Annotated in this window: 14 protein-coding genes and 1 riboswitch; of the genes, 6 read left to right on the top strand and 8 right to left on the bottom strand. The window is 68.1% G+C overall.

The features are described from left to right. Window positions 1–254 (bottom strand): hypothetical protein (locus tag ACLFRM_RS07025; protein WP_410755026.1); only part of this gene is annotated, 254 nt, incomplete at its 3' end. A 36-nt stretch (window positions 255–290) separates the two neighbouring features. Then, a riboswitch (cobalamin riboswitch) is annotated at window positions 291–487 on the bottom strand. Window positions 488–646: 159 nt separating this feature from the next. On the opposite strand from ACLFRM_RS07025, the gene nudE reads away from it, so the two are divergent. Both nudE and cysQ read left to right on the top strand, forming a co-directional pair. Then, on the top strand, window positions 647–1,216 hold the full coding sequence (gene nudE / locus ACLFRM_RS07030) for an ADP compounds hydrolase NudE (RefSeq protein ID WP_410755027.1): 570 nt from the start codon (window positions 647–649) through the stop codon (window positions 1,214–1,216). A gap of 5 nt (window positions 1,217–1,221) precedes the next feature. Then, a complete protein-coding gene (cysQ, locus tag ACLFRM_RS07035; protein WP_410755028.1) occupies window positions 1,222–2,064 on the top strand; it encodes a 3'(2'),5'-bisphosphate nucleotidase CysQ in 843 nt (280 codons plus the stop codon). A gap of 18 nt (window positions 2,065–2,082) precedes the next feature. On the opposite strand, the gene ACLFRM_RS07040 is transcribed toward cysQ, so the two are convergent. From ACLFRM_RS07040 to hrpA, 3 genes are all read right to left on the bottom strand, one after another. Next, window positions 2,083–2,379 (bottom strand): YcgL domain-containing protein, encoded by a 297-nt coding sequence (locus ACLFRM_RS07040; protein WP_410755029.1) that lies wholly within the window; start codon window positions 2,377–2,379, stop codon window positions 2,083–2,085. A gap of 92 nt (window positions 2,380–2,471) precedes the next feature. Continuing rightward, window positions 2,472–3,143, bottom strand: a complete 672-nt coding sequence (locus ACLFRM_RS07045) for a DUF4124 domain-containing protein (RefSeq protein WP_410755030.1) — start codon at window positions 3,141–3,143, stop codon at window positions 2,472–2,474. Window positions 3,144–3,213: 70 nt separating this feature from the next. Next, the gene (gene hrpA / locus ACLFRM_RS07050; RefSeq protein WP_410755031.1) at window positions 3,214–7,314 is read right to left on the bottom strand and encodes an ATP-dependent RNA helicase HrpA; all 4,101 of its coding nucleotides are present in this window, start codon (window positions 7,312–7,314) and stop codon (window positions 3,214–3,216) included. A gap of 109 nt (window positions 7,315–7,423) precedes the next feature. Between hrpA and ACLFRM_RS07055 the strand changes: the two genes are divergently transcribed. Together ACLFRM_RS07055 and ACLFRM_RS07060 are read left to right on the top strand one after the other, a co-directional pair. Next, the gene (locus tag ACLFRM_RS07055; protein WP_410755032.1) at window positions 7,424–8,119 is read left to right on the top strand and encodes a sulfite exporter TauE/SafE family protein; all 696 of its coding nucleotides are present in this window, start codon (window positions 7,424–7,426) and stop codon (window positions 8,117–8,119) included. Window positions 8,120–8,277: 158 nt separating this feature from the next. Continuing rightward, window positions 8,278–8,943 carry a hypothetical protein gene (locus tag ACLFRM_RS07060; protein ID WP_410755033.1) on the top strand — a complete coding sequence of 222 codons (666 nt, stop codon included), beginning with the start codon at window positions 8,278–8,280 and terminating at the stop codon, window positions 8,941–8,943. Window positions 8,944–9,046: 103 nt separating this feature from the next. Here the strand turns inward: ACLFRM_RS07060 and ACLFRM_RS07065 are convergent, their stop codons facing one another. The 4 genes from ACLFRM_RS07065 to ACLFRM_RS07080 all read right to left on the bottom strand — a co-directional run bounded on the left by ACLFRM_RS07065 (window position 9,047) and on the right by ACLFRM_RS07080 (window position 11,102). Further along, window positions 9,047–9,322: an acylphosphatase gene (locus ACLFRM_RS07065; RefSeq protein WP_410755034.1), complete on the bottom strand. Its 276-nt coding sequence runs from the start codon at window positions 9,320–9,322 to the stop codon at window positions 9,047–9,049. Next, the gene (locus ACLFRM_RS07070; protein WP_410755035.1) at window positions 9,315–10,385 is read right to left on the bottom strand and encodes a hypothetical protein; all 1,071 of its coding nucleotides are present in this window, start codon (window positions 10,383–10,385) and stop codon (window positions 9,315–9,317) included. The genes ACLFRM_RS07065 and ACLFRM_RS07070 overlap by 8 nt, the downstream gene beginning before the upstream one ends. Before the next feature lie 146 nt (window positions 10,386–10,531). Continuing rightward, a complete protein-coding gene (locus ACLFRM_RS07075) occupies window positions 10,532–10,747 on the bottom strand; it encodes a DUF2892 domain-containing protein (protein WP_410755036.1) in 216 nt (71 codons plus the stop codon). Between the two features lie 52 nt (window positions 10,748–10,799). Then, the gene (locus ACLFRM_RS07080; RefSeq protein WP_410755037.1) at window positions 10,800–11,102 is read right to left on the bottom strand and encodes a hypothetical protein; all 303 of its coding nucleotides are present in this window, start codon (window positions 11,100–11,102) and stop codon (window positions 10,800–10,802) included. A 276-nt stretch (window positions 11,103–11,378) separates the two neighbouring features. On the opposite strand from ACLFRM_RS07080, the gene ACLFRM_RS07085 reads away from it, so the two are divergent. Both ACLFRM_RS07085 and ACLFRM_RS07090 read left to right on the top strand, forming a co-directional pair. After that, a complete protein-coding gene (locus ACLFRM_RS07085; protein ID WP_410755038.1) occupies window positions 11,379–12,626 on the top strand; it encodes a lipoprotein-releasing ABC transporter permease subunit in 1,248 nt (415 codons plus the stop codon). Window positions 12,627–12,668: 42 nt separating this feature from the next. Then, the coding region (locus ACLFRM_RS07090) for an ATP-binding cassette domain-containing protein (RefSeq protein ID WP_410755039.1) at window positions 12,669–12,913 on the top strand (245 nt) is incomplete at its 3' end.

The raw sequence follows: 12,913 nt of genomic DNA on the forward strand, positions 1-12,913 counted from the left end.
GGCCCGCCCAGGTTGGTCACGTTCAGGCCGGCCCGTCCGGCCAGCAGGTCCTCGACCGAGCGTGCCTGGCTACGGTCGATCTCGTCGCGGTTGATCACGGTCTCCGGCATGGCCGGGGCCTCGGCCGGTGCCTCGCGGGCGGCGGTGATGTTGATGGTGCCCAGGCGGTCGTCGTCGGCCAGGGTGGACAGGGGGGTGAGGCAGAGCAGGCCCGCGATCAGGGACGGGTGTCGGGCAGGGGTGCGAATGGTCATGGTTCCGTTGTCGCTTGCCGACCAGCCCACCGCAGGTCGGGAAAACCGATCAGAGGCCGGTCTCCGGGCTCGTGGTCTACCGGCATCGCCTTCCCGGCCTCCGAAGGCCAGTGGCATCTCGATGCCGACGTCACCACCTACCGTTGCGGGGGCAGCACAGGCCTTGGACCTGTTTCCCTGTTTCAGTGCCCGCGACCCATGGCCGGGGCACCACCTCTGACGTCGGGGCGCATTGTTTGCAAATGCGCGCGCAAAGGCAAGGCCTGTTCATGAGCCATCGTCATGAATCACATGAATCGAATCGCGCCTTTTCCTGGGGCAGGCAAGCCGGTCGAGTCGGCTACAATGGACGCACGCCCCCGGCGTCAACCGTCACCCGAACAAGGCCATTCATGCCCCCGAACGCCCCACCCACCATCAAGGCGATCCGCCCGCTGGCCGAAACGCGCCTGTTTCGGGTCGAAGGCGTGGATCTGCGCTTTGCCAATGGCGCCGAGGTGCAGTTCGAACGCCTCAAGGGCAGTGCCAATGGCGCGGTGATCGTGGCGGCCTTGACGGCCGGCGACGAGTTCGTCCTGATCCGCGAGTACGCCTGCGGCACCGAGCGCTACGAGTTGGGTCTGCCGAAAGGACGGATCGATGCCGGGGAAACGCCGGTGGAGGCCGCCAATCGGGAACTGATGGAGGAGGCCGGTTTTGGAGCGCGGAACCTGACCCGGCTCAACGAGTTGACCATGGCGCCGACGTATTCCGGGCAGCGGACCCACCTGGTGCTGGCCGAGTCGCTGCACGAGGCCCATTTGCCGGGCGACGAACCCGAGCCGCTGGAAGTGAGTTTTCTGCCGATGGCCGAACTCGACGAGTTTGCCGCCTCGGGTGATTGCTCCGAGGCCCGGTCGCTGGCCGCCATGTTCCTGGTGCGGGCGTACCGGCAGCAACGCGAACGGGAAGGAGCGGCGTGAACGACATGGACAACCATCTTGAGGCCGGGGCACCGGTCGGGGTCGACCGGCTGTTGCTCGACGAGGTACGGGCGATTGCCTCCGCGGCGGGGCGCGCCATCATGGCGGTCTACCGGAAGGATTTCGAGGTCGAGCACAAGGCGGACGCCTCGCCGGTGACCGAGGCCGACCTGGTCGCCAATCACCTGATCGCCGAGCGCCTCGAGGGTCTGGGGAGTGGCTGGCCGATCCTCACCGAGGAAGGGCGTGCGCCGCCCTGGCGCGAGCGGCGCGGCTGGCAGCGCTACTGGCTGGTCGACCCGCTCGACGGCACGCGCGAGTTCGTCAAGCGCAACGGTGAATTCTCCGTCAATATCGCCTTGATCGATGCTGGCCTGCCGGTGCTCGGCGTCGTGCTCGCCCCGGCTGTCGATCTCGAATACGCGGCGATTCGCGGGCAGGGCGCCTGGCGCTACCACGACCAGCCCGGCCCCATTCAGGTGCGAACCCCCGCCGACCCGCCCACCCTGGCGCTGTCTCGGTCACATGCCAGTCGGCGAGAAATGCACCTGATCGAGACCTTCTCCCGCCCGGGCGCCGAGGCGCGGGTGGTGCGCTGCGGCAGCTCGCTCAAGACCTGCCTGGTGGCCGAGGGGAAGGCCGATCTCTACCCGCGCCTCGGGCCGACCTCGGAATGGGACACGGCCGCCTCGCAGTGCGTGCTGGAAGCGGCAGGTGGGCATCTGACCGACCTTTCCGGCCGCCCGCTGCACTACAACACCCGCGATTCGCTGCTCAACCCGATGTTCGTCGCACACAACGGCTTGCCGCTCGATTTCGACCGATTGCACGAGATCGCCGCGCTCTGATCTCCCGCCGGGCCGGCGTTATTCCGGCTTCGGCTTGCCGGCGCGGATGCCCGCCTTGAGGTTGTCCCAGTGGGCCCAGTTCTCGGCGCTCGGCGGCATCTGCAGGTGAAAGCCCAGCTTCTCGATGTGGTCGCGTACGGTGGCAGTGTCGGTACGCGCCAGCTGCCGCTCTTCCGATAGGTCCAGCGCCATGACGAACTCGAGCTCGCCCAGGCGCTCGCGCACCATTGGGTCGAGTTGCTCCATGTCCTGCCCTTCGCGTACGAACAGGTACATGTCGGGGTTCTTGCGACTCTTGAAGATATGCGCCTGCATGAGGGGATTGCCTGATTCAACCGTGGATGGGCGCGGGATTGTCGCAGATTCGAGGCGGTAGCGGCACGTCCCGTCGTCCTCTCGGACCGGCCCTACCGGTAGCCCGGGAATCCCCCCGGGTAGCGCCCCGAATAGCCCGGTTCCTCGATCGGGCGACCATCGCTGGAATACGGGTCACGATGGCGGCGGTCGCCGTCGGGCGGTCGGTGCGGCGGGTGCTTGTGGTCGGGCGGTCGGTGCGGAAAGCGTCGGCCACTGTCGTACCAGAACGAGAAACCCTCGTCGTCCAACCGCATGCCGCCATGCGCCGGATCACGGTAGCGATCGTAGAGGGGCGATCGGTGGTCGCCGCGCGGGTAGCCGTCTCGGTAATGGCCAGGCCCGTTGTGCCACGGGGCGATCACGACTACCTCCGGGTTGGACAGACGGCGTTCCAGCTCACGGCGTTCGGCCTCTTGGCGCGCCTTGCGCTCGGCCTCCTGACGTTCGTCGTATTCCTCGGCGATCTGCCTGATGCCCTCGCGCGCCGCCTCGCCGCCGCGGCCAGGTGGCGGGGCGGTGATGGTCTGGATTTCCATCGTGCCGTTCAGCCCCTCGGTGGTCGCGCCGGTGCAGGGCTGGTCGGAGTAGACGATGCGGCCATCCGAGTGGATGCACTTGTAGACCGTCTCGCCCTCCTGCCCGACGGCCGGGCCGTTTGCCACGAGGCCGGCAGAGGCGCAGAGCGTTAATGTCAGCAGCCGTTTCCGCATCGTCTCGCGCATTCTCGCCACCCCCGAATCTCGCTTCACCAATCTATATAGACCAGTTGCCGGGCGGCCGGTTTCGCCATTGTCAGCCGTCCTGCAGCGCGGCCTCGACATCCTTGGCCTTGGGTGCGCCCTTGCCGGCCAGTTCCTGGGCGAAGACCGCCAGGCGGTGGCCCTCGAGCAGGTCGAGCAGCGCCTCGCGTCGTTGCCACTCGACCAGGTCCGGTCTGCCCTTCATCAGCCGGTTCCTGACCTGTTCGGCGAGCGGGGCGAACTGTACGCGCAGCATCCGGTCGCGCTCCGGCTGACGTTCGGTCTTCTCCAGTCGCTTTTCCGCGCCCTCGATGTGGCGTGGGAGGCTGGTGAGGCGCTCGTCGGACGCCAGCCAGATCATCCCGGGATGGATCAGCAGGTCGAGCTGGTCGCCGATCTCCTTGGCCGCCTCGATCACCGACAGTGGCAGACGACCGCTCAGCTGGCGGCGCAGGCGGTGCTGCTGCTCGAGGATGGTCTTGATTCGCTGGGCGAGTGTCATGGCCTCGGTCGGCAGCTCGCCATCGAGGCAGGCCAGGCGCTGGCGGAAGGTGTCGGGATCGCGAATCGGCGGTTGGCCGTCGACGGCCAGCTCCCGGGCGGCGCGGAAGATCAGCTCCTGGTCGAAGGCACGGTCGGCGCGTTTCGGTGGCTGCATGCCCTCGGCGGGAATCGGCCGGGGTGACTTCAGTCGGCTGTAGTGCAGGCGCACGGTGTCCAGCGAGCGGTCGCCGCGCAGGTCGGATTCGGCCTGGCGGGCCATCTGGGCGCGGGCGAGCAGCATCAATCGAACGACACCGGCCTCGTGGACCAGTCGGGCGCGTTCGGGATCGTCGATCAGTTCGATCGCGACGTGATCGCCACGGTCCACCAGCGCCGGGTGGGCCTCCACTTGCGCGCCGGCGCTCTCGATGGTGAGCGTGTCCGGCAGCTCGTCGAAATCCCACTCGGTCGCCCGGTGGTCCTCGAGGCGGTGCTTGCTGCGCTGGTTGAATGCCTCCTGGGCGCGCTGCGCCTGCCGGCCACGCAGGGCATTCAGGTCGCGGTCGGCGTCGACCGGCTCGCCGTTCTCGTCGACGGCGACGAATCGCATGCGCAGATGATCGGCCAGCTTCGTCTCGTCGAGCAGGGCGGGGTCCACCTCGTGGCCGGTCATGCGGCGCAGTTCGTCGGCCACGGCCTGCGAGAGCGGGATGTCGGTGTCGGTGATGCGCTCCTCGACCGCCTCGGCGAAGCTGGGGGCCGGGACGAAATGGCGGCGCTCGGCCTTGGGCAGCGCCCGGATCATCGCCTCGATCTTCTCGCGGCGCAGGCCCGGCACCAGGTGCGTGGTGGGCGCGACGTCGAGCGCGCCGAGCAGGCCGAGCGGCACGTGCAGGCTCACGCCGTCGTCCGGCTCGCCGGGGGCGAAGTGGTAGGCGAGTTTCAGGCGGTAGCGGCCGGCCTGCCAGTGATCCGGCAACTCGGCCAGGCGACGGTCGTCGGGCTCGGTGGCGAGGAGATCGTCGCGGGTCAGTTCGAGGCTGGCCGCCGCGGCGCGGTCGTCCTTGATCCAGTGATTGAGCTTGCGCGCGTCGGTGACCTCGGCCGGGATGCGGGCCTGGTAGAAGTCGTAGAGCGCCTGGTCGTCGACCAGGAAGGCCGGGCGGCGCAGCTTGGCCTCGAGCGTGCGGATCTCCTCGATCAGCGCCTGGTTGTGTTGCCAGAACGGTTCCGCGGATTCGAAATCCCCCTCGACCAGCGCGCGGCGGATGAAGACGTCGCGCGCGGCGACCGGGTCGATCGCGCCGAAGTCGACCCGGCGCTTGGTGACGATCGGCAGGCCGAACAGGCGCACGGTCTCGAAGGCCGTCACCCGGCCGGATTTGGCATCCCAGGTGGGCTCGTTGTGCTCGCGGGTGACCAGGTGACCGGCCATCGGCTCGAGCCAGCGTGGGTTGATCGGCGCGTTCACGCGTGCGAAGACCCTGGAGGTCTCGACGATCTCGGCGGCCATCATCCACTTGGGCTGGGCCTTGACGGTCACCGAGCCGGGGAACAGGTAGAAGCGCCGGTTGTGCGCGCCCAGGTACACCGTCGGCGCGCGGCGCTTCTTGCCGCGATGGTCGCCGGCGGCCTGCTGGTAGCTCTTCGGCGGGGCGGGATCGCGCATGCCGACGTGGTCGAGCAGGCCGGCAAGCGCCGCCTGGTGCAATTGTTCGATGCGCCCGGCCAGCGCGGCGGGGAGCTTCTGCTTCTCGCCCTCCTCGGGCTTGTCCGGCATCGCGATCGGTTCGAACTCCGGCAGGCGGATGCGGAACATCTCGTCGACCGAACCGCGCAGCTGGCCGACCAGATCGTGCCACTCGGTCAGGCGGTTGGCGTTCAGATAGCGTTTCATCGCCCACTGGCGCGCCTGCCGGCGGCTCTTGTGGCGGCGCACCTCGTGCCAGGCCGACCACAGCGCCAGCGCGCTGGCGAAATCCGAGTCGGCCAGAGCGAACTCGCGGTGGGCGGCATCGGCCGCGCCGCGGGCCTCGGACGGGCGCTCGCGCGGGTCCTGGATGGCGAGAAAGGCGGCGACCACCAGCATGTCCTCGGTCGCCCGGTCGCCATGCTCGCGGGCGGCGACGATCATCCGGCCCAGGGTCGGGTCGATCGGCAGGCGCGCGAGGCGGCGGCCGATCTCGGTCAGCCGACCGCGCTCGTCGAGCGCCCGCAGCTCGAACAGGTGCTTGCGCGCCGAGGCCAGCTGGCGGGGTTCCGGCGGCTCGATGAACGGGAAGTCCTCGGCGCGGCCGAGCTTCAAGGCATCGAGCTGCAGCAGCACCGAGGCGAGGTTGCTGCGCAGGATTTCCGGGTCGGTGAAGGCCGGGCGCGACTCGAAGTCCTCCTCCTCGTAGAGGCGGATGCACACGCCCGGGGCGATCCGCCCGCAGCGCCCGGCGCGCTGGTTGGCCGAGGCCTGCGAGATCGGCTCGATGCCGAGCTTCTGCAGCCGGGCGCGCGGGTGGTAACGGCTGATGCGCGCCACGCCCGAGTCGATCACGTAATGGATGCCCGGCACGGTCAGCGAGGTCTCGGCGACGTTGGTCGACAGCACGATGCGTCGTCCGGCGTGCGGGGCGAACACCCGCTGCTGGTCGGCCGCCGACAGGCGCGCGTAGAGCGGCAGGATCTCGGTGTTTCTCAGGCCGTGGCGCGAGAGCTGGCGCTCGGTCTCGCGGATCTCGCGCTCGCCGGGCAGGAACACCAGGATATCGCCCGGTCCCTCGTGGACCAGCTCGTCGACCGCGTGCATCACGCCGCGGGCGATGGTCGAGCCCAGTTCCTCGTCGCGATCGGCCTCGGGGGGGCGGTAGCGCACCTCGACCGGGTAGCCGCGGCCGCTGACCGAGATGATCGGCGGGCGGCCGTGACGCTCGTCGGCGAAGTGCTCGGCGAAGCGCTCCGGGTCGATGGTCGCCGAGGTGATCACCAGCCGGAACTCCGGTCGGCGCGCGAGCAGGCGTTTCATCACGCCCAGGAGGAAATCGATGTTGAGGCTGCGCTCGTGGGCCTCGTCGATGATCAGCGCGTCGTAGCGCAGCAGATCGCGATCGCGGCCCAGCTCGGCGAGCAGCAGGCCGTCGGTCATCACCGCCACGCGCGAGTCGGGCCGGGTCTGGTCGGAGAAGCGCACCTTGTAGCCCACGGCCGTGCGCCCGTCGCCCCCGTTCGGGCCTTCGTCGAGTTCCTCGGCCAGTCGCCGGGCGACGTTGCGCGCGGCGATCCGGCGCGGCTGGGTGTGACCGATCAGTCCGCGCCGGCCGTGGCCGAGCTCGAGCAGCATCTTGGGGATCTGGGTGGTCTTCCCCGAGCCGGTCTCGCCGGCCACGATGGTGACCGGGTGTGCCTCGATGGCCGCCACGATCTCCTCGCGCGCCCCGGAGACCGGCAGACTCTCGGGGTAGGCGATGTCGATCGCCAGCGCCTCGCGCGCGGCGACCTCGTCGGCCGCCGTGGTCACGAGGTCGAGCAGCCGGTGCAGGGCGGCCTCGTCGGGCTCGCCTTCCTCCAGCCGGCGCAGTTGCCGGTCGATCTGTGGCAGATGACGCAGGGCCAGGTGATCGCGATTGGCGTTGATATACGCGAGAATGCTCGCCGGGTCGGCGCTGTCGACGGATTGGCTCATTCGGCCCATTGTACGAGATGCCGTCGACCGGATCGTCACAGCGATGGACAGAGGCCGGGCGTCCGCTTGATGGCCCGGGCCGCACACGCATTCACGCAGAGGTTGCCGCATGCCGGAAAACGTCAGTTTCTTTGCCGCCATGGCCGTCGGGTTCTTCGGCGGCGTGCATTGCGTCGGTATGTGCGGTGGCATCGTCGGGGCGCTGACGTTCGGTTTGCCCGCCGAGAAGCGCGAAGGCTTCGGCCGTCTGTTTCCCTACCTGCTCGCCTACAACTTCGCCCGGATCACTTCCTACACGCTCGCCGGCGCCATCGCCGGGGCGATCGGGCTGCTGGGGCTGTCGCTGGTGCCGATGCAGCAGGCCCAGCTGGTGCTGCTCGTCATCGCCGGGCTGTTCATGGTGATGATGGGGCTGTACGTGGGCGGCTGGTGGTTCGGACTGACCCGGATAGAGCAGGCGGGATCGCGGCTGTGGCGTTTCATCGAGCCGATCGGGCGGCGCCTGATGCCGGTGACCACGCCCACGCAGGCCTTTGGCCTCGGGCTGGTCTGGGGCTGGCTGCCCTGCGGACTGGTCTACAGCGTGCTGATCTGGGCGCTGTCGGCAGGTGGGCCGTTGCAGGGGGCATTGCTGATGCTGGGATTCGGCCTGGGCACGTTGCCCAACCTGCTCGCGATGGGTGCGTTCGCCGGGCAGTTGTCGGCGTTCGTGCGTCGGGCCTGGGTGCGTCGGGTAGCCGGCGGCATGGTTGTCGCCTTCGGTGTTTACCAGTTGCTGCTGGCCGGAGCGCAGCTGGCCGGTTGATGAGTTGGCGTGGAACGAACCGGTTCCGGCGATGCCTGCCGGGAAGGGCAATATCTTGGGAACCCATAGGCTTGTGTTTCGCCGGAGAGCGACTATGCTGATCCTGAATTAGAGTTATTTATCCATCGATAACTTGTCTCAGTCACAGGAGATTTCGCATGAAACGCAGCCTGATTGCCGCCGCCCTGACCGTGGGTATCGCCGGAACCGGTTCGGTCACCGCCGCCACCATGGGGGACCAGTACGTTCTGCGGGCCTATACCGGCCAGGCGCTGGGATTGGCCCTGACCAAGGAGTTGGACGTGCACACCGTGGGTATCGCGCAGAACCGCTCGTCGATCTGCGCGACCCTCGGCGGGGCGATCGCCGGCGAGGCGGTGGCCCACAACCGTGACAACGATGTGCTCTCCAGCGCGGCCCTGAAGGACGCCAAAGGGGCGGCCGAGGCCATCGAGCCCCTGCTGGACAAGGAGGCGGTCGTGCTGGCCTTCGGTGGCGAGATCGCGCCGGAAGAGAACCAGGCGATGGTCACCGCCACCCTCAAGGCGCTGGCCGATGCCGACTACGAAGGGCGCATCGTCCTGCACGTCGCCGTCTGGGCGCCGAAGATGCTGGAGAAGGCTGCCGCCGAACACGCGGAGATCGCCGAGTACCTCGCCGGCAAGGACAACCTCAATGCCCTGACCATCGATCCCAAGCAGCAGAAGGCGCTGCTCCATGAGGTCGCGCTCGAGGATGGCAAGCAAACATCGCGCGGCGTGGTCCACGAGATGGAAATGAACGACTCGTGGACCGAGGTTTTCAAGGCCGCCATGGCCAAGTGATGCCCGGGGTAGTGGAGCATTGACGATAAAACCCCGGCATTGCCGGGGTTTTTCCTTTTTTGGACATTCTCCGGTGCCCTTGCCCATGGGATGCCGGAACCGATCAACGCACCTGGAAATCGGCGAGGCCCTCGGCTGGCTCCACGAAGCCGGCCAGGTCGTCGACACGCGCCCGAGGCGGTCCTTCCCGTAGGCGTTGCAAAATCCTGTCGATCGCGTCCGGCCTGCCTTCCAGCACTGCCTCGACTCGCCCGTCGGCAAGGTTGCGGACCCAGCCCGTCACTCCCAGCGCCTGAGCCTGCTGGCGGGTGAAGTCGCGGAAGAACACGCCCTGTACGTGTCCGCTGACGTAGACGTGTTGCCGAATGGTTTCAGTCATGGTCGCCTCCCTCGGCACCGGATTCAGTCGGGCTCCCGTCCGTGGTGGTCTGTGGTTCGCGCTTCATGCGAGCCGCTTCCGGCACCTCCAATTGAAGCAGGGTTCCCGGGCCGGTGCCTTCGCGCACGATGTGCAACCGTTGGTCGTTCCGTCCGAACGCGACACCTTCCCACTGATCGATGCGTGGCAGCGAGCGCGAGGCGACCGGGCGGCGAATGGCCTCGTCCCAGCGTTCGCCCACGTCGCGCCGGAAGAAATACAGCGACGAGTAGGTCAGCACCACCAGCAGGCGGCCGTCGGGCGACAGCGCCATTCCGGTGGGCAGGCTGGTCTGGCGGCCGGTCAGCGGTGATAGCAGCCAGTTGATCGGATCGGTGGGTGCCAGGCCGCCCATCGAGCCGAGCAGACGTGCCTCATGCACATCGGCGCTGGCAAGCCGCTCGCGCGGGCCGCCCTCGTCGGGAAACGCCTGACGTGCCGAGAGGGGCAGGGCGAACAGGCGTGGCGGGTTTTCGCGCTTGGTGAGCAGCAGAACCCGGTCGCCATGCGGATCGACCACCATGGCTTCGGTATCGGCCGGGCCATCCGGGTAGCGAAAACGCAGCAGGTGGGTCGGCGTTACGGAGAGGGTATTTGCCGACGGGGGAATCTCCTCCGGCTCGTCGAGGAACCACAGCACGTAGTCCGGCCAGCTGTCGCGGTTGTCGCCGGTGTCGGCCACAATCAGGCCGGGCGATCCACCGAGACGGGTGCTTTCGATCGCCTCCCAGTCGCGCTGGACGACCCCGTCCAGTTCCAGGCTCAGCAGCCATCGGCCCTTGTGGTCGATGCCGTGCACGAGCGGGGTGACGCGCTGCATGGAGCCGGGATCGTTGATGTTGTCGTTGTGCGTCCAGAGCAACGCGGCATGCTGGTCGGACCGCGCCAGCCCGGAGGCCTCGTCGATGGTGCCCGGCAACTCATGCTCCGCCGGGGCGGGTGGAGCGGCCCATAGGGGTGTGCTGACGGCCCCCGGCAACAGGAGCAGCAGCCCGAGCAGCCAGCGGTGTCGGTTACGTTCCATGAGGGCCATGATTCAGCGATGGGGTGAGCGGACACGGGAACGCCCCGCTCCACTCGGACATGGCGGTGGCGGGGCGTATTTGTCGATCGGCGGTCAGCCGGCTCGGCCCATGCGGAGGAGGTTGTCGCCGATCGCCGCCGTTGCGGTCAGGCCGAGCCGTTTCCGGATTTGCCGGAACCGCCACCCAGCGTGTCCATCCCGATCAGCTTGTAGACCGGGCAGAAGTTGATCACGCCCGTGGCCAGCGGAATGATGCCGATGTAGCCCCACCAGCCGATCACGTCGAACAGCGCCAGGGCGATCAGCAGCACGCCGACCACGATGCGCAACCACTTGTCGATCATTCCCACGTTGGCAGTCATTACGGCCTCCTCCGGTAGAGCGCGTTGATCCAGGTTCGTGTCGGGAGTGTAGTCACTCTGGCGGGAATTTCCCGTGCTCGACCCGGTGCAGGGCGATGTTCTTTTCGAAGAAGATGCTGAAATCGGCGTAATCCCAGCGCGTGATCGGCGGCGTGGGGTGCTCCCCGCGAGGGGGCACGGGGGCGTGGCGATGCTCCGGTTCGCCGAAGCGGGCGATGACCTGTTCCTGGGTCATGCCGTGGACCGAGGAAGGCTGGTCGTCGGCCTGGGCGAAGGAGGAGGGGGCGGCTAGCATGCCGGCGAGCGCCAGCAGGACGGCGGCCAGCGGTCGGCCGAGTTGCGTCAGCGAGGTCATGATGGGCTCCTTGTCTTGCATTGATGACTCGTTCCCTGAATGATCGTCTGCCGTGTCCCGCCAGCGGCGGCTGCTGACGCCGGCGGGCCGGGCATTGACGACGCCTGGGCCGGGCGGCCCGGCCGCCCGATCTGGCGGGGCGGGGGCGGTGCGACACGGTTGCCGTTAGTCTGCTTCAGGCAGCCGTTGGCTGCAAGCGGCGCGCGCCGTGCGACAGCTCGACGGTGGGCGGTTTAGACTGCGCCTTTCTTCAACCACAGTGTTTCAGGGGCCTGCATGCGGCGGACATTCGAATGGATGATCGGGTTGCGCTATACGCGCGCCAAACGACGCAACCGGTTCGTGTCGTTCATTTCGGCCACCTCGATCATCGGTATCACCCTGGGCGTCACCGCCCTGATCGTGGTGATCTCGGTGATGAACGGCTTCCAGGACGAGCTGCGCGAGCGCATCCTCGGCATGACCGCCCACGTGACCGTGAGCGAGCGTGGCGAGGCGCTGCGTGACTGGCAGGCGGTCGCCGAGCGGATCGAGGGCAACCCGTCGGTGCAGGCGGTGGCGCCCTACGTGCAGGCCGAGGGCATGCTGTCGGCCTCGGAGGAAGTGTCCGGGGCGATCATCCGCGGTATCGAGCCCGGGCGCGAGGCGCCGGTGACCGACATCGGCGAGCACATGGCCGAGGGCGAGGTCGAGGCGCTCGAGGCCGGCGAGTTCGGCATCGTGCTGGGGTCGGCCCTGGCCCGGTCGCTGGGCGTCGAGGTGGGTGACCGGCTGATGCTGATCAGCGCCGACGTCGCGGTGACGCCGGTGGGCGGCATGTTGCGCCAGCGCCGTTTCACGGTGGTCGGGGTGTTCGAGGTCGGCATGTACGAGTACGACCGTGGCACGGCGATGATCCACATGGCCGACGCCCAGGCCCTGTTCCGCACCGGCGACGGTGTGACCGGACTGCGCCTGAAGCTCGACGACATCTTCGGCGCCCCCGCCGTGGCGCGGGATCTCAACCAGCGACTGGGCTATCCCTACGTGGCTCAGGACTGGACCCAGTCGAACGCCAACTTCTTTCGCGCCATCCAGATCGAGCGAACGGTGATGTTCATCATCCTGTCGCTGATCGTGGCGGTGGCCGCGTTCAACATCGTCTCCACCCTGGTGATGCTGGTCACCGACAAGCAGGGCGATATCGCCATCCTGCGCACGCTCGGCGCCAGCCCCGGTTCGATCATGATGATCTTCATCATCACCGGGGTGGTGATCGGCCTGGTAGGCACGCTGGTGGGCGTGGGCGTGGGCGTGCTGATCGCCGAGAACATCGACGTGATCGTGCCCTGGATCGAGAACCTTGCCGGAACCCAGTTCATGCCGGCGGACGTCTACTACATCAGCGAGGTCCCCTCGCGGCTCGACTGGGGCGACGTGGGGCTGATCGGCCTGATGGCCTTCGCGCTCTCGTTCCTCGCCACGCTCTACCCGGCGTGGCGCGCCTCCCGGGTGCAGCCGGCCCAGGCGCTCCGTTATGAATAATCCCTTGACGCAACAGACAGGGAACCACCCAGGCACTCCGTTATGACCGATCGAGCCGAAACCCCTCGCCTGGTGCTCGAGGCGAAGGGGCTTACCCGCACCTTCCGCGAAGGCAGCCTCAACGTCGAGGTGCTGCGCGGGATCGATCTCGCCATCCATGCCGGCGAGCGCATCGCGATCGTCGGTGCCTCGGGGGCGGGCAAGTCGAGCCTGCTCTCCCTGCTGGCGGGCCTCGACCAGCCAAGCGACGGCGAGGTCTGGCTGGCGGGGCAGCGTTTCTCGGCGCT

The organism is Guyparkeria sp., assembly GCF_046540515.1.
Taxonomy (GTDB): Bacteria; Pseudomonadota; Gammaproteobacteria; order Halothiobacillales; family Halothiobacillaceae; genus Guyparkeria.